Here is a 19925-nt window from a genome sequence, read left to right on the forward strand (position 1 = left end):
AAGTGCAGTGCGGAGGCCCGTTCGACGCGACTGTCGGCGCCCTGCTTGCGAAGGCCGTCAAACGTAAACGCTGGTTTACCTTTTAAGCGAAGCACCAACTCGGTTATTCAGCCGCGACGAGAGGCTATTCCATCATCGGTTCGATTTTTAATTCATGGTCTGCTAGATGGAGGCATTTCGCTTGCTCGATGGCCGATCGGCCGAACCATCTAGTGTTTATCATAGTGAGTAATGCGAACCAAAAAGTACGTCACTTCTTTCTGGATTTCACTGAGCGCCCTCTTCACTACGTCTCCTACAACATCTTTCAGTTTTTTCAGGTATTTCTGCTCTTCATTATTTTCTCCCCTCAACCTCCAGCGCAACGAGCTGTGGCGGAACAGTATGAGCAAGTTTGGGATGTCGCCACGGCTTATAAAGTCCTTCCACAACGCATCGTGCAGGCGGTCGAAGAGACGGGGCATGTGCTCGTTGAACGTATAGTGGTAGGCCCTGACGAGCTGACTTCTATCGGAATCCGTGAGTGCCATTCCGCTCTTAAGCGTTGCCTCTGCCAAATCGACTGCCGCACGCGCCCGATTGTAGTGATCTGAAGTGCGTTTGGAATTGATGAGCGGGGCAAGAATACTACGGATCTCTTCCGGCGTCTTATTGCCATGCTGTGCTCGACTTATTGCGATATTCCCTGCGACCACAGTGGCGTCTTCTCGCCGCGCCCGCTCTTCAAGAGCCTCGAGCTTCTCCATCCGTCGCGGATCGCTTAAGTCAAGTTCGATCAGCGTAGCTTCTGCTTGCATTGCAGAATGTGAGTGTGGGTCAATTTCAATGACTTGTTTAGCCACCTCTCGCGCATCCAACACATCGCCAGCTCTTTCGTGACAAAAAGTTAGGTCTACCAGTATCCTTTGACGCTTCGCTGCGGGGAAATCGTGTTCAAGGATGCCCTCCAGCACGCTCTTCGCTTTTTCATGGTCGCCGCACATCCTCAGAGCACCACCGTACTCCGCAGAAAGTTGCGCGGTCTGGTCATCAAAATCTCCACTCGGGATGAGCGATAGCATATCTCCCGCCAACTCGGCGGCACTCGTGTAATGATCGCCACGCTGAAGCGCTCTGATGTATGTAATCGAAAGTCCAAGAACACGCTCGACGCTCGCTACCGTGCCGATTGCTGAAGCCTCTCTCAGCAAACGCACTAGGATTGTATTTGCATTCACAATATCGGCCGGCAGGCAGCCAGGAAGGTCGAATCGATAAGATCGTGGTGGCTTAAATTGCCCACTATGCCATGATGCTCCAAAAAAAAGCTCTGCGGCTCGCCGGTTTAGTTCGTACGGCTCATCTTTCCTCAGCAGCTCCCATATGCATTCTCGCGCAGGAAGTCCGATCTTAAGCTTCTTCTCGGAATCGCCATCAAGAAATGTTCCTCCTAGGCCCTGCGCCTGCTCTGTGATTACCTCGATGAGACCCTTAGCTCGAAGGTCGGCCGCTAGCGCTCTATGAAATTTATTAGTGGGATAGAATCGCTCAATTCGCTTCAACCTTTCCCCTTGCGGAAAGAGTGAAAGAACTTTCAGCAGTGCAAACGCTCGCTGATCTGCCGTATCCGAACTTCCGGCAAGTTGAGAAATAACTGATCTAAGGCCATCGTGAACCTTTGGCAGAATGTAATCGGGCTCGGCAAAATCGACATCCGAGCTTACAAGATCGGACAGCGAAACAACCCGCAGTTCTCGCAAGGCCTGGTCAATTCGGGCCGGAATTCCGTCGGTATGTCGATGCATCTGATCGACGGCTGCCGGAGTAGCGCGGAACTCCGTACCTTCCGGATGGTCTTCGATGTAGTTACGTACATCTGCAGCGTCTAAGGGGCTGAGCTGGACGACATTAAAGGCAATGCTTGTTGGCGTTCGATAGCTTCTGAGCAAGACACGGATGTCCGTGCAGTACTCAAGGATCACATCGACCATTCCTTCGATTTCGGATGCGACTTCCTCCTGCTGCTTGCTATCAATCTGCAGGATGTTGTCTAACAGTATTAACGCGGCCCCGCTTTCGGATAAAAGCTGTACGAAGCGTTCAAAGTTGAACCCGAAAGTGTGGCGGAGAGCCTCCGAAAATTGCCCGCGGTTCTGGAACGCGCTCATGTCGAGACGATAAGCAGCGCCAGACAAATCAGACTTAATTTTCGCTATGAATGCTTCCTCGCCGAGTCCCCATTCAGCAACCACCCAACAGGCGCGCTTAGTATAAATGGCATCCATCGTGAGCTTGTGTTCGACAGTGCGAACCTTTGCATACGCGGGCGCAACGGCCGGCGAATATTCGAGCTCGATGAGTGATGCTTTGACCGTGCCGACGCTTGGTATTACTTGAAGTGAATCTGACTCGTTAGGACGGGATGTGCTGCGCTCTTTAGGTGCTAACAGGATGCTAAACGACTGATCAGGGTCAAGGTTGAAGCCATTTTCGGACCCGATATTGTAGCCGCCACCTATGGCTGGATACGATCGTCGGGGCCATACCTTGAATGCGCGGGAATCGCCGTGAAGGTAACGAAGAGCGGAATAGCCGTGAGCACGGTCTAGCTTGTTGTCAATTTTTGCTAATCCGAAAGTCGAGATTCCCTGCAGCTCGATGCGAGGAATATTGCCCCCGTAGGCCCCTTGTTGCGCTGACGCCTCGTGAACATGGCCAAATATGTGCGCGTCAAACCGTCCCGGGGGATTGATCTCGCTGTTCCAGTAGTCGCGGCTTTGTTCGTGCAGCCAATTTGTCGGATGATGTGTGACCAGAAGATTTAGGTCGTTGTGTGAACACCACTGATCTGCGTCGCCATTGGTGACGTTTAGAAGTTGTCGTGCATCGACGTGCAGCTTCCCTTCATAGTTTTCTCCCGTCAATTGAAGCCATGTAGAGTTGAGCGCAACCACACCTATTTTCAGTCCATTAGCTTCAAAACTCAGCGACTGATCACCGGGCAATAGCCCGGACGCACCTGACTTCAATCTGATGCCCGATCCCGTCGCTCGCGCGCACCATTCTGTATAGTTACGAAGAGATTTCTCGATAGCAGCGCGATACTCGTTTTTTGAAGTCTTGAAGAATTCTGTCTGCAACTCAGGATCATCCCACCAATGCAGCAAGCTTCGAATGGAGCCTGTTACCGGCGGCCGTTTGATATCGTGGTTGCCGGGCAGGACTACGAGGTCAGGTGAAAAGTCGAGCTTATCGAATTCGGACCAAAGCTCTTGCATAACAGTAGTTAGCTTATCGAATTCGGCCTTTTCGCCGCTTTGAACAAGGTCGCCTGAAAAAATAACGAGATCCCACTTGCCTGCGAGTTTGAAGACTTTGGACAGATCTTGAAACAACGCGTGTTTGAGCGTTGGCCATAACCAATCCTGATTGGCCATGCCAACATGTAGGTCAGTGATATGAAGCCAGCTAAAGGACGATGGTGTTGTGTTGACAAAGGCTGGCATGCTTCCCTCAGAGCTATTTGTACTCATTTTGCTCTACCCCAACGGGAAAGGAAACCTCTACCTATTGCCCATGTGGAGTGCATAGCGCAGTGTTGCGCGGAACGACCAATGGATCTGTCTGAAGAAATAGAAAGTGCATCTTTATCCCTTGAAGTAGCGGAATCTACAGGCTCTTAAGCGCCGGATCCGCCCCATTCAAAGGATGAAATGAATGCTGGTCTTGGCCTGTGTCCTACTGCGACGACCGCTACATGGAAAGGACACCGTGACGAAATTGATCGCCTACTCTCGTGTACGCGAGCTACGATACCGTCAACCACGGCGTGGATCAGTACGTTCGCTATTGGAACGAGGTCATCGAGAAGAAGCGGCCTGATGGCACGCCAGTGGTCGAAACCACCGTGATCGCGAACACGGTTGAAGGCTACTACAGCATTTTGAGGCGCGGCGTGGAGGCTCTATCAGTACTGTGCCGAGAAGCCACCTGTACCGCTATCTGGCGGAGTTTGACTTTCGCTATAGCAACCGCGTTGCGCTTGGCGTGGACGATCAGGACCGTGCTGAGAAAGCCATTCTCGGTGCAACCCCGGTAAGCGACTTACCTATAGAACACCTGACTCGAATGGTGCTCAATCGGCGTAGGACTAAAAAGTGATTCGCGATCAATAGGTTAGCAAGGTATTGAAATAATTAACGGATTCGCTATATTGGGTATACGAAGCCCCAAGAGATGTCTTGGAGCGCATCCGCGCAGCGGATGCTTAGCGCTTAGGGCCGTCGCTTTTTTTCCACATTGGGCGCACGTTCCAGACGTTGATCTTCTTTGCCGTCAACGGAGAGCTGCGGTCTAGAGCATTTTCCGACCGGAAAGAATCGGGTGGGGATTCCCAAAACGGCGCGAGTCAGATTCAAGCTGCATGCTGGCGAGGGAGGCCAGCATGTATGGCCAGGGCGCTTTCGGTTGATCTTCGCCAAAGGGTGGTAGCCGCGATTGACGGTGGCATGTCCTGTCGACAGGCTGCTGAGCGCTTTGGTGTCAGCGCGGCCAGTGCGATCCGCTGGCGCGGTCGCCTCAAGAAAGTTGGCGACATCGTTCCTAAACGCCAGGGCGGTGACCGCAAATCGCAGCGCATCGAAGCGCATTCGCAATTGATTCTGGAGGCGGTGACAGCGAGGCCGGATATCACGCTTGCCGAGTTGCGAGAACTGTTGAAACGTCGTGGAATATCGACTGGCATCGCGTCGCTCTGGCGTTTTTTCCAGCGCAGAAAGATCACACTTAAAAAAAGACAGCGCACGCCGCCGAGCAACGGCGCGGCGATATAAATGCCGCACGTGAGGAGTGGTTCGAAGGGCAAATCGACCTTGACCCTGAGCGTCTCGTCTTCATCGACGAAACCAGCGCCAACACCAAAATGGCGCGGCGTTACGGGCGCTCGCCACGCGGCGAGCGATGTCGTGCAGCTATCCCACACGGACATTGGAAGACGACGACGTTCACCGCTGGATTGCGCTCCGACGGTCTGATCGCGCCGCTTGTTCTGGACGGTCCAATGGATGGCGACGCTTTCCTGGCCTACGTCGAGCAATTGCTCGCCCCATCGCTGCGGCCGGGCGATACCGTTATCATGGACAACTTGCCCGCTCACAAGGTCCATGGCGTTCGAGAGGCCATCCAGGCGGTCGGAGCTAGCCTGCTCTATCTTCCGCCCTACAGTCCAGACTTCAACCCGATTGAAATGGCCTTCTCCAAACTGAAAGCGCTGTTGCGGGCCGCCGCAGCGCGCACCATGCCCGATCTCTGGCAAGCAATCGCCAACGCTCTCAAACGCTTCTCACCCGAGGAATGTCAAAATTATCTCGTCGCGGCTGGTTACGACGCAACGTGATCGGAAAACGCTCTAGCGAGAGCAATTCCGTCTTGCCAAAGGTGTACTCGGCAAGCTCCTTTTTCACCTCGCTGGTGATTGGATTTTTGTGTCGCTCATTTCGATGAGCAGTCAGAGCGCCGAGCGTGACATCGAGCAATTGAAGCATCGGCTCGAATTCCGAATTGCGACATTCGATTAGCTTGATCGGTGCTCTATCGAATCCATGCTTGTTGCGCCCGTCGAAATTGAGTGCCCCAACCAGGTTCGGCAGCTCAGCGGTACAGTCTCCGTTGTCGGGATGAATTATTAGATCTGATGATGAGCCGTAGAAGCGAAGGGCGCGGTGCAACAGCAGCTGGTAATGCATTTTACCCACGGTGGCGATGCGCCTCAGTGTGCCGCTGCGAGAATGGTCATACTCGTTAAAGGGCGCGAATCTGATATGGAAATGAGCCCTCCCTTCTTTGATTAGGCGGAACAATAGGTCGATATAATACATGTGCGTATTGGCTCGTCGCTTTTTTGCATTCTCCCATTTTACCTCGTTGATGACGTTGCAATCGCCGTTGATTTTCTCGATCTCACCGAGGATGTATGGAATAGCGTCCTCATGGACGGCCAAGCCGCCGACCGCCATATGCGTGTCATGGAAGCTGGACTCATCGCAGTAGTAAAAGATGGTGCCCATGGCGAAAAAGCAGACGCTTACTCAACGAGAGAAGTTTGCGCGGGCCGCCCGCGATCTCGGCACGGACGACAACGAAAAGCGGTTCAATGAGCGGCTGGGCAAGATCGCCAAGCAGAAGCCCACACCGACGCCGCAGAAAAACGGACGGCCAAATAAGTGGGCTTAGTTTGGTTTTCCTCCACCGTGCGAAACGGCGGTGGCGGGCGTACCCTCACTGGTGATCGCCTCGTTAGCAAAGTTCGCAGGGCCGCCAGATTCTCCAATGGCATTACAATTCGAGCCCTTACGATTGTTCCCTCATCGAGAAGCGGCCCGGCTGCCGGCCGAGGATGGGTGAAGGTGAGCGTAGCCAGTCCACTGGACAAAAACGTGAGATTGAATTTCCCGCCGCAAAGCGTCTCAGGGATATTGTCCGGGTCTACGCCCGGCGGCTGTGTCGGCGCTGACATTGCGAATCTCCGGTTGAATGAATCAGGGTGCAACAACCCTAGATTCCCATGCTCCTTTGCCCGGAGATTCGCAAAGTTGAAACGACTCAAGCCGCTACAAAATCGACGTTATTCACCATTTGGGTGTGCGAAGTGCACAATCCGGGCGGAGGCGCAAGAACGAAGCATGAATCTCGATCAGAAGGCTGACCGTTGTCTAGTCGAAACCCAACCAGGACTCTTGTGCAACAGGAACCCGGTTGAGGCGTCATGGCTAAATTCATCGCATACTTTCGAGTGTCTACCGAACGTCAAGGCAAGTCCGGTTTAGGGTTAGCCGCGCAACGCCGGACAATCTCCGACTTCGTAGCCAACGCCGGCACCCTGATTGCCGCATTCTGCGACGTACAATCAGGCAAGGACGATTCACGCGTTGAGCTGCAGCGAGCGATCCAGTTAGCCAAGCGCGAAAACGCAAAGATCGTCATTGCCCGACTTGATCGGTTCTCCCGCCGAGTCAGCTTCATCGCCAATATCCTGGAACAAGGAATCGGCTTAGTCTGCGCTGAAATGCCCAACGCCACGGATTTTCAGCTTCATATTTTTGCAGCGCTTGCCCAGGAGGAGCGCCGGCTGATTTCCGAACGAACAAAGGCGGCGTTGGCTGAAGCTAAACGTCGGGGCAAAGTTCTCGGTTCGAATGGTCGGTCTTTGGCCGCAAAGAATCGCAAGGCGGCTGACGAATTTGCATCTCAACTCAGGGCGAAATTGGATACGGATGTATTGCGGCGTTCTTACAGTGAGATTGCACGGCATTTGAACGGTGCGGGAATTTCGACAGTGACAGGCGGGAAGTTCTATCCGCAGACGGTCAAGAATTATCTTTTGCGATGGGCTCACCTTCGAACTTCGATCGAGCCTGCCACCGATCCCAACGCCAGCTAAGAGCTTTGATGTGCGGTTTTTTCAGAAGATGTGCCAGCGAGTTGGAATTTATCCCCAAATCCTCGAGGGACACATCGCTAGCGGCCAAGATCTCATAGGTATTGGGGTGAATTGCTATCAGCTGAGCATCGTAAGCACGGTGATGGCTAGCACAAAGGATCAGGCCGTTTCTCTTGTGATCGCTGCCGCCAGCACTAACATCCACGATATGCGCAGCATCTAATAGTTGGCTGGCTCGGATACTGCACATAGAGCACCGCGACTCACCATAATACTGCAGCACGTCATATTTGAATCGAGCCGCGCGCTTGGGTCGATTGACTCGCCTCTCCTCGGAGGAGCGATGGATCGTTAGGACGAAATCATCCTCGCCTATCTCATCGTCTGTTTCAGGCTGTTCTGGCTGATCGCCGAAGCTAACAAAGAAAAGCCCCAGATAATCGTCCCATTTTTCCACCCAGGCTCGCTTAACAATCCGGTTTTGTCCTCGTTGCGGAACGATTGTGAAGAACAGCGGCAAACGATGACGCCCAGCAGCCTTTGTTGCTTCTACTTCTGAACGGTCACGACCCGGCGTTCTTGTTTTCGGATAATGATAAATTGCGCCATCATCAAACAGGTCGTCGGCATACGCTGCTCCAGAGTGTAGTAGGCCCACTGTAACTCCATACTCGCTGTTACCCACCCCTTGAGTAGTTGCCTTGTCGACCCAGATGCCTCGACCCCCATAGAATATCTTTAACTCGTTTAGCACGGATGCTGGCGCTGATGATGCTTCCGCTTTCTTCGCAAGCTCCGCCCAAAGCTGATTGCGCCGATCCTTCTCCTGTTCAACAGATGCCAACTCTTCGTACAAAATCCTCTCCTCCAATACGTTTTTAGTCGCGTCCTCTTGCAGTGCTCTCGACTATTAGCAGTTGCGATCTCTAGTTGCGCAAGTCATTCTAGTGTTTCGCGAGGGTCGGACAAGATGTCTGAGAATGAATGGGCCTCGGAGAGGGCTCGACGTACTACGATCGTAAAGGAGGCGGGAGGTATCCTGCCGTTCTATAGCGTGTTTTATGAGCGCTCGGTTTTGTACTCGGCTTCACGATCTCACGACGCATTCATGCGATATGAGCGTAGTCTAGTCTCGGGTGCGACTGCGGATGAAATTGTATCCTCGGTCCACGAAGCTTTGACGCATGCGGCCTCGTTATCTCGGTTTTTCTGGCCCGCACGTTCACAAGGAGTTGCTCCTGCCCGCGGAGAACGGTTGCGGCATTGCTTCGGAATTGATCATAGCTCACCATTATATGGGCGCGAACTGAGAAACGCCCTTGAGCATTTTGATGAGCGTTTAGATGAGTACTTGTTATGGAACGATGCTGGTTCCTTCTTTCCAGACGCTAAAGTGGATAGCCATGAGTTGGCAGATGAAGCCATTGGACACATTTTCAAGCTTGTTGACCCGTCTCGCCAAATCTTCGTTGTGCTAGGGCAGAAGTTTTACTTCGACCCTATCCGAAGAGAAGTGGAGCGAATCCTGGAGTTCGCTAGAAACAGATAAGCGGTCAGAGTGACGTGACCCGATCCCGCTATATTCCCAACGGGGGAAGATAAGATCTCTGAGTGACCTGTTTGAGTATCTTTATTTCTCGTCCAAAGCAGGCTCGTCGGCCGGCAGTTGGACCACGGTACCATCGACGGAAAGCACGTCGAAATCCGGCGCACTTCCGCTGACCTTTTGGACGAATTTCGCCGGGTCTTCAGGATCGACGAACAGTATCATGCCTTGGCCAAACACCACCTCAAAGCGCTGAGTGTCAGGGTCCACGGTTAGGCGCAGCTCGCTGATCAACGACTGCAGCATCGATGCTATCTGTGCACGGATTTTGTACGCGTTCCCCCCTCTGGCCGACCGCACACGCTTGATCAGCCCGTTGCTCACGCGTCGTGGGTAGCGCCTGGCCACTCGACGGACGGGTGTACCAAGCCGGCTTTGGCGACAATCTGCTGTTCGTACTTGAAAGGATCTTTTGCGTCCGGGAAAACGATCCGCACACGCCCATCGCGGAAGCCGACTGAAAAATAGCGAAGCGATTGCTGAGGCGACAACGCACGGCGAGCAATATGAGCCGCGACATCAGTCGCTTCAGTCCCGAACATCCGTCGCGTCTCGTCAGCGATTTCCGTCAGTCGCGGCTGGCCACCTTGAGGGGCGACGGTCAGTGTTTCGATCATCGATTTGAGATGAGACGAGATTTTCGACCGCAACTCGAACAGGTCCGGCTGGTTCGCGTTCTGAAGGTGCTGCAGGAGACTTTTGATTTCGTCCCTGCTTTGCGACAGCCTTTGCCTTTCAGACTCGACTTCCTCCAATACTTTGCGCGATTCCGCTATCTGTGCGGCCAATTCGTCTTTGCGCGCTTGCAGTTCGCGCAATTTCGTCAAGATGAACTCCTCGGGTGCGCCAGACTCCAGGAGGTGATAGGTTTTGTCCATGAGCGCACTCACGCTGCCAATCTCTCCTTCGAGAGATGTGACCTTTAGCACTGCTTGCTTCTGCTCTCTCTGACTATCTTCGGGATCGATCAAAGAGGCCAAATCAATCTCACTGACGAACGCAAGAAACGAGGTCTCAAAGTCATTGTAACGCCACCGCTTACCGCGGCATCCGAAATGCCTCGTAGACTTTGAGCACACGAGATACCGATTGCCCTTCGGACCACTGCCCTTGTTGTCGTACTTCATTGACGCCCCGCAATAGGCGCACGTTGCAAGTCCAGAAAACAAGTTGCTGAATTGCACGCCTTTCCTACCGGCGCCTTTGCCTTGATACTCTCTTTGAGACTTGGCGTGGCGTGCTACATAAAATAGCTCCTCGTCAATAATCGCCGGGAAGTAATTTCGAATGGGCTCCCCTTCTAGTTCGCGTTTATTGTCTCGACGAACTCCCGCCTGAAACTCGCCAAGTACGGCTCGGTTCGCCAGAATCTTAGCAACATACGATTGATGCCAGCCGTCGGATTCGTTGAAGGTCGGTGTTTTAGACTGATTGAGGCGATGGGCGATCTTGTAGTTGCCAATCCCATTGGCACTATCGACGAAAATCTGGCGGACCACCTCAACGCGGTCAGGAATGAGGACATAGCTACTTCGGTCGGCAGCTAGTTGCAGCCATGCGGGGCACCATTTTGTCATTGGCTTCAGCGTAGACGCAGCCGAGCGTTTATTTTTCCATGCTGCCGCTAGCCTGACGCTCTTTTTGTGTGATTCCTCGTGACCTTGACTCTGGATGACGAGGGACACGATCAAGTCACCCAGGTCGGTCATCCCTGCCCGGTAAACTCGATTATCAATCAATGTAACGAGGTTGATGCCGGATTGGATGATGCTCAGAAACAGTGATTGCGCGGTCAGAATCTGCTCCCGACTGAGTCGATCGAGCGATTCGACGATCAGATAGGACCCAGGCTTCACTTGACCGGACCGGACTGCCTCTAAAAAGCGGCCCAGCGCTCCTTCTCGGACATTGGCCCCCTTAAATGCTGAGACACCGATATCCTCGAGTTCGCCGCCTTCCGCGAGCTCAAGGCCGTTGGCTTCCGCATATGCGCGGGAGGCGTCGAGCTGTCGCTTTCGGCCATGGCCTTTTCGCTGCAGGTCCGTTGATATTCGCAGGTAAGAATATGCGAGTGGTTTCAATGGCTTGCCCGTCGCCCGAATCTTTCGAGGCAGGTGCTGATAAAAGAATTGGGTTAAAAGTCAACACCTTCGCGATCGTGGGCCTGCCCGACAAGGCGGTGTCGGAGGCGCGGGAGCGGGTGCGCTCGGCGCTGATCGCCTCTGGCCTCGCGCTGCCTGCCCGCCGCATCACCGTCAACCTCGCGCCCGCCGACCTGCCCAAGGAAGGCAGCCATTACGACCTGCCGATTGCGCTCGGCCTGATGGCGGCGATCGGGGCGATCCCGCCGGATGCGCTGGGCGGCTTCACGGTGCTCGGCGAGCTCGGGCTCGACGGTTCGATCGCGCCGGTGGCGGGCGTGCTGCCTGCGGCGATCGGCGCCAATTCGCGCGACGAGGGATTGATCTGCCCGGCCGCCTGCGGCTCGGAAGCCGCCTGGGCGAGCCCTGACATCCAGATCATCGCAGCCCACTCGCTGATCCAGATCGCCAACCACTTCAAGGGCACGCAGCTGCTGTCGCGCCCGCAGCCGAAGGTGCATGAGCGCGAGGAGACGCTTCTGGACCTGCGCGACATCAAGGGCCAGGAGAGTGCCAAGCGTGCGCTCGAGATCGCGGCCGCCGGCGGGCATCATCTGCTGATGATCGGCTCGCCCGGCGCCGGCAAGTCGATGCTGGCGGCGCGACTGCCCTCGATCCTGCCGCCGCTGTCGCCCTCGGAGCTGCTCGAAGTCTCGATGATCGCCTCCGTCGCCGGCGAGATCCGCGACGGCGCCCTGACCGCGCGGCGCCCGTTCCGCAGCCCGCATCATTCCGCCAGTATGGCCGCGCTGACCGGCGGCGGCATGCGTGCCAAGCCCGGCGAGATCTCACTCGCGCATCAGGGCGTGCTGTTCCTCGACGAGTTGCCGGAGTTCGATCCGCGCGTGCTGGATTCGCTGCGCCAGCCGCTGGAGAACGGCGAGGTCTCGGTGAGCCGGGCCAACCATCGCGTCACCTATCCGGCGCGCTTCATGCTGGTCGCGGCGATGAACCCGTGCCGCTGCGGCCATGCCTATGAGCCCGGCTATTCCTGCAAGCGCGGCCGGCTCGACCGCTGCACTGCCGACTACCAGATGCGGATCTCCGGCCCGCTGATGGATCGCATTGATCTGCGGATCGAGGTGCCGGCGGTGACCGCGGCCGATCTGATCCTGCCGCCGCCGGCGGAGGGCTCGGCCGAGGTCGCCCGCCGCGTCGCGGCCGCGCGCGACATCCAGCTCGCGCGTTACGCGGCGGCCGGCATGCCGCAGGTCCGCACCAACGCGGAAGCGCCGAGCTCGCTGCTCGAGACCATCGCGCAGCCCGACGCGCATGGACAGAAGCTGCTCCGCGAGGCGGCCGACACCATGCATCTCACCGCCCGCGGCTATCACCGCGTGCTGCGGGTGGCGCGCACGCTGGCCGATCTCGACGGCGCCGAGACGATCGGCCGGCTGCACCTCGCCGAAGCGTTGTCCTATCGTGCATTGGCCGACGACCTGCGCCGCGCGGCGTAGCGTTTTCCAGCGAAGCCTGTCCCGCACTTGATGCGGGATGGGCACCGGTTCGCGTGAAGAAAACGCGTCAGAACCGAAGCGCTCTCCCGTTCTCCGCCCGATGCCCGCCGCGTCAACGCGACGGTAACCACTCTCATTTACGCTCCGCAAACCATAAGCACCGCGATCCGCGGAAAGCTTGGGTCGAGCGAGTTGTGTCATGTTGCGTTTGAAGATTCTGGCCTCGGTGGTCCCGCTTGCCGTGGCCGCGGTATTTGCCCGCGCCGAATTGCTGCCGGGTCCGCGACCCTGCATCGAGGTTGGCGGCGCCACGATGCAGATCGCATCGATCTCCTGGCTGGCCCAGCTTCACGTCAGCTTCACCGACGATCCCGGCCTTGCCACGGTCCGGGTCCAGATCGCCGACAGCGCCGAGGCCGCCGACTTCACCGTCATCGACGACATCGACGATGCCGAGGCCGGCGCCTGCGAAAGCAACGCCGTTCCGCAGCTGATCGGGATTTCCGGCAATCCTTCGGCGAGCGATCCGGTGATCTACCTTTCGCATGACGGTCCGTCGGACTATCGCGTCTTCGTGCAGTCGAAGACGTTCTCGGCCCGCGATGCCGCGGCCCTGATCGTCAGCGCCCGCGGTGAACACCGCCGCCTCGAATCAGCGTCGCTTGCACCTCGCGCGCCCTCCGCCGCTCGGGTCCTGGCAGAGTTAACCCTTCGCTAACCCTGTTCCGAGGGCAACGCGAAACGGCCACCAACTTCAAGCACTTTGCAAGGTGACCGACGCATCGTCATCGGCAGATCAAGCACTCTCAGGGCCACCATTGATGGGGCGTTTCTTCCGGATCAAGTTGCGCCTTCGCCGCTTCCTGCGGCGCCATTCCTGGGTCGCGACGATCGTCCGGTCCTTCACGATCTTCTCCATCGCATTCGGCAGCGCCTTCGGGTTCATTTCGGGCGCCCTCTCGCAGCAAAGCGGCTACGACCCCAATGCATTCGCGATCGGGGTCAGCTTCCTGTTTGCGCTGGCCTGCCTCTGGATCGTGACGCTCGGCATCCGCCTGCGGCTGATGCGCAGGAGGTTGCGCACCATCGCCATGCACAATGAGGCGATGGCCGACCGTAACTGGGAACTGCAGGAAGCCGAACAGCGCGCCTCTACCCTGTTCGAGGCGCAGGACGATTTGATCGTGCTGCGCGACCTCGACGGCCTCATCACCTACGCCAACGATGCCTATTGCGAGCTGGCGCAGTCCTCCCGCAGCGAATTGATCGGCAGCAGCGCCACGCTCAAGGTGCTCGAACAGGGCGACACCGCGCTCGAAGCCAACGGTACGCGGGTCTACGACCAGAAGATCGAAGGCCCGCTCGGGCCGCGCTGGATCGCCTGGCGCGAGGGCCTCGTGCGCAACGATGCCGGCGCGCCTGCCGAGATGCAGAGCGTCGGTCGCGACGTCACCGACCGCACCGAGAGCGAACGGGCACTGGCCGAAGCGCGCGATCAGGCCGATGCCGCCAACCGCGCCAAGTCGCGCTTCCTGGCGATGGCGAGCCACGAGATCCGCACCCCGCTGAACGGCATCATCGGCATGAGCGGACTGTTGATGGACACCCAGTTGACGCCGGAGCAGACGACCTACGTCAAGGCGGTCAAGACCTCCGGCGACGCGCTGCTGGCTCTGATCGAGGAGCTGCTCGACTATTCCAAGATCGAAGCCGGCAAGATCGATCTCGAGCACCGCGCCTTTGCGCTGTCCGGCCTGATCGAGGACATCACCGAGCTGCTCGCGCCGCGCGCGCAGGCCAAGGGCATCGAGATCGCCGCCTATGTCGACGAGCGGCTGCCGATGCAGGTGGCCGGCGACGCCGCGCGGCTGCGTCAGGTGCTGCTCAACCTCGCCGGCAACGCCATCAAGTTCACCGCGAGCGGCGGCGTCGCGCTGATCGTCGAGCCCGGCATCTGGCCGAACGAGATCAGCTTCCTGGTCCGCGACACCGGCATCGGCATCGCACCGGAAGCGCAGCAGCGCATCTTCCGGGAGTTCGAGCAGGCCGACGACCGCATCGCGCGCAGCTATGGCGGCACCGGCCTCGGACTTTCGATCAGCGACCGCATCGTCAAGCGAATGGGCGGCCGCATCACGCTCGCGAGCACGCCGGGCTCCGGCTCGACCTTCGAAGTATCGATCCCGCTCGCCGCCGCCGACACCGGCGAGGCCAACAGCTTCGCCGCGCCCGACCTCACCAGCCAGTCGATCATGCTGGTTGCACCGCACAGCATCGAGGTCTCGCTGATCTCGCGGCGCCTGCAGCGCTGGGGTGCACAGACCTGCATCGTGTCGGACACCGGCGTCGCCGAGGCGCTGTTGCCGGAACGAAGCTGGCACGCCGTCCTGATCGACCACACGCTCGGCGCGCCGGCGATGGAGGCGTTTGCCAGCGCGGCGCGCCTTCATGCGACCCATCGCATCGTGATGTTCACGCCGGCGACGCGGCAGGAGCTGTCGGCCTCCGAGACAGCCATGTTCACCGGCTATCTGGTCAAGCCGCTGCGTGCGGCCTCGCTTGCCGCACGCCTGATCGCGTCGCCCGAGATCGCGGCACCGAGCCTTGTCGGAGATCAAAGCCTTGCGATCGAGGCGATGGCCGAGCCCACGGCGGCCGCGGCCCCGGACAAGGGGCTCTCGATCCTGGTCGCCGAGGACAATGAGATCAACGCGCTCTTGATGCGCTCGCTTCTCACGAGGCTCGGCCACAACGTGGTCATCACCACCAATGGCGAGCAAGCGATGGAATCCTGGCTGTCGGCGACGTCAGCCGGCACGCCCTATGATCTCGTGCTGATGGACATCCAGATGCCGCGCCTCAACGGCATCGAGACCACCAAGCAGATCCGCGCGCATGAAGCCGGCCAGTCCGGACGCCGGACCCCGATCCTGGCGCTGACCGCCAACACGCTGGTGGAGGACCGCTACGCCTGCTTCGAAGCCGGCATGGACGGTTTTCTGATCAAGCCGCTCGACCGCGAGAAGCTGGAAGAAGCGCTCGCCGGCCTCGCCGCCGCGCGGCATATCGCGGCGTAGTCCACAAACTCCGCGTCGTCCCTGCGAAAGCAGGGACGACGGCTGTGATGTGGTCTGCTTACTCCGGAAACACTACAGCCGGCGCAGCGCGACCGACTGCACCACGTGGTCGGCGCCCTTCTTGAGGATCAGCGTCGCGCGGGGGCGGGTCGGCAGGATGTTGTCCTCGAGATTGGCGAGGTTGGTGCGCTCCCAGATCGCGATCGCGGTCGCGGTCGCTTCCTCGTCCGACAGCAGCGCATAGCGGTGGAAGTAGGATCTTGGATCGGTGAACGCGGTGTCGCGCAGCGCCAGGAAGCGCTTGATGTACCACTGCCGCAGCGCGGCCTCGTCGGCGTCGATATAGACCGAGAAGTCGAAGAAGTCGGAGACGAACGGCACTGCCTTGCCGTCGCGCGGCAGCCGCCCGGTCTGCAGCACGTTGACGCCCTCGACGATCAGGATATCAGGCTGGTCGATCTCGACCCATTTGTTCGGCACGATGTCGTAGGTCAGATGCGAATAGACCGGCGCGCGCACGCGACGCCGTCCTGCCTTGATGTCGCTGAGGAACGACAGCAGCGTCGGCAGGTCGTAGCTTTCCGGAAAGCCCTTCTTCTGCATGATGCCCTGCCGCTCGAGCACGGCATTCGGAAACAGGAAACCGTCTGTCGTGATCAGGTCGACCTTCGGCCGCGGCGACCAGCGCGCCAGCAGCGCCTGCAGCACGCGGGCCGTGGTCGACTTGCCAACGGCGACCGATCCGGCGACGCCGACGATGTAGGGCATCTTGCGGTCGCGGATGTTGAGGAACTGGCGCTGCGAATAATATAGCCGCTGGGTCGCGTCGACATAGATCGAGAGCAGCCGTGACAGCGGAAGGTAGATGTCCTCAACCTCCTGCAAATCGAGGCGGTCGTGCATCGAACGCAGGCGGTCGAATTCGCCCGGCTCGAGCGTCATCGGCGTATCGTCGCGCAAATGCGACCATTGCTGGCGCGTGAAGGTGCGATAGGGGTTGTATTGCTGATCTGGTGCCCGGATGTCCATGAGGCTGCCCCTCTCAATGCGCTCGGTCATGTGCGCTAGTCGCGCTTGCGCGACGCTTTCTCTTCCAGTCCCGACATCGAGGTGCGCTTCTCCAGCGCGGCCTCGACATCCTCCAGCTTCACGCCGCGTGATTTCAATAGAACCAGCAAGTGAAACACGAGATCGGCACTTTCCGCGATGAGGTGATCGCGGTCATTCTCGACCGCGGCGATCACGGTCTCGACCGCTTCCTCGCCCAACTTCTTGGCGCAGTGCTCCGCGCCCTTGTCGAGCAGCTTGCGGGTATAGGACGCCTCGCCGCCCGCTGCAGCGCGGGCGTCGATGGTGGCGGCCAGATCGTGGACCGTGAAACGCGACATCAACTCAACTCAAACATGCGCACTGGCACCGCTCTTGTGCCATCCCTAAGTGGGGACTTAGCATTTTTGTGACAAGGAGTCCCAGATCACTCTGTTTCCGAACCACGCTCTACGGATCGAGCCGCATCGGCAGGCCGGCGCGCACCATGTGATCCTTGGCCTGGCGGATGGTAAATTCCCCGAAGTGGAAGATCGACGCGGCCAGCACGCCGGTGGCATGACCCTCGCGGACGCCAGCGACCAGGTGATCGAGATTACCGACGCCGCCAGACGCGATGACCGGTACGGGAACACTGTCCGCGATCGCCCGGGTCAGCGGCAGGTCAAAGCCCTGCCTGGTGCCGTCGCGGTCCATCGAGGTCAGCAGGATTTCGCCGGCGCCGAGCGAGACGACCTCCTGGGCATATTCGATGGCCTCGATCCCGGTGGCATTACGCCCACCATGGGTGAAGATCTCCCAGCGGTCGGAGCCGCCCGCGCGCTTGACCCGCTTGGCGTCGATCGCGACCACGATGCATTGCTCGCCGTACTTCTCGGCCGCTTCCTTGACGAATTCGCGCCGGCTGACCGCCGCCGAATTGATCGAGACCTTGTCGGCGCCCGAGCGCAGCAGGGTCTTGATGTCGTCGACGGTGCGGACGCCGCCGCCCACGGTCAGCGGCATGAAGCAGGCCTCCGCCGTCCGCCGCACCACATCCAGCATGATGCCGCGGTTCTCATGGGTGGCGGTGATGTCGAGGAAGGTGAGCTCGTCGGCGCCTGCGGCGTCATAGGCGATCGCTGCCTCGACCGGATCGCCGGCGTCGCGCAGATCGACGAAGTTGACGCCCTTGACCACGCGCCCGTCCTTGACGTCGAGGCAGGGGATCACGCGAACCTTGAACATATCTCTGTCTCCTAGGCCGCGCTGCGGATCAGTTGAAGCGCGGCGGCCGGATCAAGCCGTCCGTCATAGAGCGCGCGGCCGACGATGGCGCCGGCGAGCTTTCTGGCACGCGGCTCCAGCAATGCCTTGACGTCATCGATCGAGGCAAAGCCGCCGGAGGCGATCACCGGAATGGAAATGCGATCGGCGAGCGCGATGGTCGCATCGAGGTTGAGGCCCTTGAGCAGGCCGTCGCGGGCGATGTCGGTGAAGATGATCGCAGCGACCCCGGCATCCTCGAAACGCTGCGCGATCTCGAGCGCCGTCACATGCGAGGTCTCGGCCCAGCCCTCGACCGCGACCTTGCCGTCGCGCGCATCGAGGCCCACCGCGACGCGGCCGGGGAATGTCTTCGCCGCGCCCTTCACGAGCTCGGGATCGCGCACCGCCGCGGTGCCGATGATGACGCGCGTGATGCCCTTGTCGAGCCAGGCCTCGATGGTCTTGAGGTCGCGGATGCCGCCGCCGAGCTGCACCGGCATGGTGACGGCCTTCAGCATCGCCTCCACCGCGTGCGCGTTCATCGGCTTGCCGGCGAAGGCGCCATCGAGATCGACGACGTGGAGATATTCGAAGCCCTGCGCCGCGAAGCTCGCCGCCTGCGCCGCCGGATCGAGATTGAACACGGTGGCGCGCGCCATGTCGCCCTGCTCCAGGCGCACGCACTGGCCGTTCTTCAGATCAACCGCTGGAAAGAGAATCACGGCTTCCACTTCAAGAAATTCGAGATCAAAGCGAGGCCGAAGCGCTGGCTCTTCTCGGGGTGAAACTGGGTACCGATCGCGGTGTCCTTGCCGACGATCGCGGTCACCGGCCCGCCATAGTCGGCACGCGCCAGCACGTCCGCCTCGTTGGCGGCGTTGAGGTGATAGGAGTGCACGAAATAGGCGTGACGCCCCTTCGGCCCGAGCGGCAGCCGCTCCAGCACCGGGTGCTCGCGCACCATATCGAGCGTATTCCAACCCATATGCGGGACCTTCAGGCTCTCGTCGCGCGGCGCGATCTTCTCGACATCGCCGCCGATCCAGTTGAAGCCCTCGGTGATCACGTGCTCCTTGCCGCGTGTCGCCATCAGCTGCATGCCGACGCAGATGCCGAAGAACGGCCGCGCCTTGACCCGCACCGCTTCGGTGAGCGCTTCCAGCATGCCGTCGACCGCGTCGACGCCGCGGCGGCAATCGGCGAACGCGCCGACACCGGGTAGCACGATGCGATCGGCGCGATACACCGCATCGGGATCGCGCGTCACCTTGATGGCTTGCGGATCCTCCATGCTGCGCGCGGCGCGCTCAAACGCCTTGGCCGCCGAATGCAGATTGCCGGAGCCGTAATCGATGATTGCAACCGTCATCGCGATCCTCCTGGCTCTGGAAACAATCCGATAATGCCGCCCTGCGGCATCGGCGGCGGTTTTGAGAATGACTGGCCCGGAACGTCCCGGGTCGGCGGCGGCCCGCCGCGATCCACCGACCGCTGATCATTGACGACGCCGCGATGCCGCGCGCTCCAGCGCTCGAAGAAGCGGTGCTCGGCAGCTAACACATTGTCGGCCACGACGATGTCGAGCTGGCGCCATTTGCGCCGCGACAGGGTCCAGCGCTGCAGGGTCGCGGCCTCCAGCCCGAGCAACAGCATCAGCACCAGGTCGACCAGGAAGATCGCTCCGCGGCCGACGCCGAGCTTGGCCAGGGCGAAATCGATCGCAAGGGTCAGCACGAGCCAGCCGATCAGTGCCAGCCAGAGCCTGTTCCAGGCCAGCCAGATCACGCCCGCAACCGCGGCCCAGAAATGGAAGCCGTCGCGCACGAAGACGATTTTGTCGGCCGCCGAAAGATCGGCGCCGTTGGCCACGGGGGCATGCACTGTATAGACCGGCATCGAACGCTCCGCCGAGGATGGACTCTACTTAAGGCA

Annotated in this window: 17 protein-coding genes and 1 pseudogene; 7 read left to right on the top strand and 11 right to left on the bottom strand. The window is 59.1% G+C overall.

The window, feature by feature from the left end; translation table 11 throughout:
- Positions 1 to 209: 209 nt before the first annotated feature.
- The gene (locus tag WDM24_RS42635) at positions 210 to 3485 is read right to left on the bottom strand and encodes a metallophosphoesterase (protein ID WP_338829949.1); all 3276 of its coding nucleotides are present in this window, start codon (positions 3483 to 3485) and stop codon (positions 210 to 212) included.
- Positions 3486 to 3778: 293 nt separating this feature from the next.
- On the opposite strand from WDM24_RS42635, the pseudogene WDM24_RS42640 reads away from it, so the two are divergent.
- Together WDM24_RS42640 and WDM24_RS42645 are read left to right on the top strand one after the other, a co-directional pair.
- Positions 3779 to 4127 (top strand): annotated as a pseudogene (locus WDM24_RS42640) (transposase); the annotation flags it as partial.
- Positions 4128 to 4427: 300 nt separating this feature from the next.
- Positions 4428 to 5374 (top strand): IS630 family transposase gene (locus WDM24_RS42645; RefSeq protein ID WP_166081867.1). Its coding sequence is split into 2 segments (ribosomal slippage): positions 4428 to 4767 and positions 4767 to 5374, totalling 948 coding nucleotides; the frame shifts between segments, so codons are not numbered across the junction.
- Here the strand turns inward: WDM24_RS42645 and WDM24_RS42650 are convergent.
- Entirely contained in the window at positions 5310 to 6044 is a 735-nt protein-coding gene (locus WDM24_RS42650) for a DUF3800 domain-containing protein (protein ID WP_338829950.1), read from the bottom strand. The genes WDM24_RS42645 and WDM24_RS42650 overlap by 65 nt on opposite strands.
- Between WDM24_RS42650 and WDM24_RS42655 the strand changes: the two genes are divergently transcribed.
- Together WDM24_RS42655 and WDM24_RS42660 are read left to right on the top strand one after the other, a co-directional pair.
- Complete coding sequence (locus tag WDM24_RS42655) at positions 6043 to 6210, top strand: hypothetical protein (protein WP_338829951.1); 168 nt, start codon at positions 6043 to 6045, stop codon at positions 6208 to 6210. The two genes, WDM24_RS42650 and WDM24_RS42655, sit on opposite strands and share 2 nt — an antisense overlap.
- A 532-nt stretch (positions 6211 to 6742) precedes the next feature.
- Entirely contained in the window at positions 6743 to 7417 is a 675-nt protein-coding gene (locus WDM24_RS42660) for a recombinase family protein (protein ID WP_338829952.1), read from the top strand.
- Here the strand turns inward: WDM24_RS42660 and WDM24_RS42665 are convergent.
- From WDM24_RS42665 to WDM24_RS42675, 3 genes are all read right to left on the bottom strand, one after another.
- Entirely contained in the window at positions 7344 to 8273 is a 930-nt protein-coding gene (locus WDM24_RS42665) for an HNH endonuclease (protein ID WP_338829953.1), read from the bottom strand. The genes WDM24_RS42660 and WDM24_RS42665 overlap by 74 nt on opposite strands.
- Positions 8274 to 9047: 774 nt before the next feature.
- Complete coding sequence (locus WDM24_RS42670) at positions 9048 to 9269, bottom strand: hypothetical protein (RefSeq protein ID WP_338829954.1); 222 nt, start codon at positions 9267 to 9269, stop codon at positions 9048 to 9050.
- A 74-nt stretch (positions 9270 to 9343) separates the two neighbouring features.
- Positions 9344 to 11104, bottom strand: coding sequence for a recombinase family protein (locus WDM24_RS42675; protein WP_176539596.1), 1761 nt, complete (start codon positions 11102 to 11104; stop codon positions 9344 to 9346).
- On the opposite strand from WDM24_RS42675, the gene WDM24_RS42680 reads away from it, so the two are divergent.
- The 3 genes from WDM24_RS42680 to WDM24_RS42690 all read left to right on the top strand — a co-directional run bounded on the left by WDM24_RS42680 (position 11089) and on the right by WDM24_RS42690 (position 15698).
- Positions 11089 to 12621 (top strand): YifB family Mg chelatase-like AAA ATPase, encoded by a 1533-nt coding sequence (locus WDM24_RS42680; RefSeq protein ID WP_414645660.1) that lies wholly within the window; start codon positions 11089 to 11091, stop codon positions 12619 to 12621. The two genes, WDM24_RS42675 and WDM24_RS42680, sit on opposite strands and share 16 nt — an antisense overlap.
- Positions 12622 to 12820: 199 nt before the next feature.
- Positions 12821 to 13339: a hypothetical protein gene (locus WDM24_RS42685; RefSeq protein WP_338829955.1), complete on the top strand. Its 519-nt coding sequence runs from the start codon at positions 12821 to 12823 to the stop codon at positions 13337 to 13339.
- 103 nt (positions 13340 to 13442) lie between these two features.
- A complete protein-coding gene (locus WDM24_RS42690; protein WP_338829956.1) occupies positions 13443 to 15698 on the top strand; it encodes a PAS domain-containing hybrid sensor histidine kinase/response regulator in 2256 nt (751 codons plus the stop codon).
- A gap of 72 nt (positions 15699 to 15770) precedes the next feature.
- Here WDM24_RS42690 and coaA read toward each other — a convergent pair whose 3' ends face one another.
- The 6 genes from coaA to WDM24_RS42720 all read right to left on the bottom strand — a co-directional run bounded on the left by coaA (position 15771) and on the right by WDM24_RS42720 (position 19889).
- On the bottom strand, positions 15771 to 16727 hold the full coding sequence (gene coaA, locus WDM24_RS42695; protein ID WP_338832546.1) for a type I pantothenate kinase: 957 nt from the start codon (positions 16725 to 16727) through the stop codon (positions 15771 to 15773).
- A 35-nt stretch (positions 16728 to 16762) separates the two neighbouring features.
- Positions 16763 to 17086: a phosphoribosyl-ATP diphosphatase gene (locus tag WDM24_RS42700; protein WP_029080990.1), complete on the bottom strand. Its 324-nt coding sequence runs from the start codon at positions 17084 to 17086 to the stop codon at positions 16763 to 16765.
- Positions 17087 to 17195: 109 nt separating this feature from the next.
- Positions 17196 to 17972: an imidazole glycerol phosphate synthase subunit HisF gene (gene hisF, locus WDM24_RS42705; RefSeq protein ID WP_166300149.1), complete on the bottom strand. Its 777-nt coding sequence runs from the start codon at positions 17970 to 17972 to the stop codon at positions 17196 to 17198.
- Between the two features lie 11 nt (positions 17973 to 17983).
- Positions 17984 to 18715, bottom strand: coding sequence for a 1-(5-phosphoribosyl)-5-[(5-phosphoribosylamino)methylideneamino]imidazole-4-carboxamide isomerase (hisA, locus tag WDM24_RS42710; RefSeq protein WP_338829957.1), 732 nt, complete (start codon positions 18713 to 18715; stop codon positions 17984 to 17986).
- Positions 18712 to 19362 (bottom strand): imidazole glycerol phosphate synthase subunit HisH, encoded by a 651-nt coding sequence (hisH, locus tag WDM24_RS42715; protein ID WP_338694060.1) that lies wholly within the window; start codon positions 19360 to 19362, stop codon positions 18712 to 18714. Before hisH ends, hisA begins: the two co-directional genes overlap by 4 nt.
- Entirely contained in the window at positions 19359 to 19889 is a 531-nt protein-coding gene (locus tag WDM24_RS42720) for a DUF2628 domain-containing protein (protein ID WP_338694058.1), read from the bottom strand. Before WDM24_RS42720 ends, hisH begins: the two co-directional genes overlap by 4 nt.
- Positions 19890 to 19925: the final 36 nt, after the last annotated feature.

It is taken from the genome of Bradyrhizobium sp. 27S5 (assembly GCF_037217225.1).
Classification (GTDB): Bacteria; Pseudomonadota; Alphaproteobacteria; order Rhizobiales; family Xanthobacteraceae; genus Bradyrhizobium; species Bradyrhizobium septentrionale.

Bases quoted from the DNA above. Each gene is read 5' to 3' on its own strand.
- WDM24_RS42635 (WP_338829949.1), bottom strand. From the start codon at position 3,485: ATGCCAGCCTTTGTCAACACAACACCATCGTCCTTTAGCTGGCTTCAT.
- WDM24_RS42655 (WP_338829951.1), top strand. From the start codon at position 6,043: ATGGCGAAAAAGCAGACGCTTACTCAACGAGAGAAGTTTGCGCGGGCC.
- WDM24_RS42650 (WP_338829950.1), bottom strand. From the start codon at position 6,044: ATGGGCACCATCTTTTACTACTGCGATGAGTCCAGCTTCCATGACACG.
- WDM24_RS42660 (WP_338829952.1), top strand. From the start codon at position 6,743: ATGGCTAAATTCATCGCATACTTTCGAGTGTCTACCGAACGTCAAGGC.
- WDM24_RS42670 (WP_338829954.1), bottom strand. From the start codon at position 9,269: ATGCTGCAGTCGTTGATCAGCGAGCTGCGCCTAACCGTGGACCCTGAC.
- WDM24_RS42680 (WP_414645660.1), top strand. From the start codon at position 11,089: ATGCGAGTGGTTTCAATGGCTTGCCCGTCGCCCGAATCTTTCGAGGCA.
- WDM24_RS42685 (WP_338829955.1), top strand. From the start codon at position 12,821: ATGTTGCGTTTGAAGATTCTGGCCTCGGTGGTCCCGCTTGCCGTGGCC.
- WDM24_RS42690 (WP_338829956.1), top strand. From the start codon at position 13,443: ATGGGGCGTTTCTTCCGGATCAAGTTGCGCCTTCGCCGCTTCCTGCGG.
- coaA (WP_338832546.1), bottom strand. From the start codon at position 16,727: ATGGACATCCGGGCACCAGATCAGCAATACAACCCCTATCGCACCTTC.
- WDM24_RS42700 (WP_029080990.1), bottom strand. From the start codon at position 17,086: ATGTCGCGTTTCACGGTCCACGATCTGGCCGCCACCATCGACGCCCGC.
- hisF (WP_166300149.1), bottom strand. From the start codon at position 17,972: ATGTTCAAGGTTCGCGTGATCCCCTGCCTCGACGTCAAGGACGGGCGC.
- hisH (WP_338694060.1), bottom strand. From the start codon at position 19,362: ATGACGGTTGCAATCATCGATTACGGCTCCGGCAATCTGCATTCGGCG.
- WDM24_RS42720 (WP_338694058.1), bottom strand. From the start codon at position 19,889: ATGCCGGTCTATACAGTGCATGCCCCCGTGGCCAACGGCGCCGATCTT.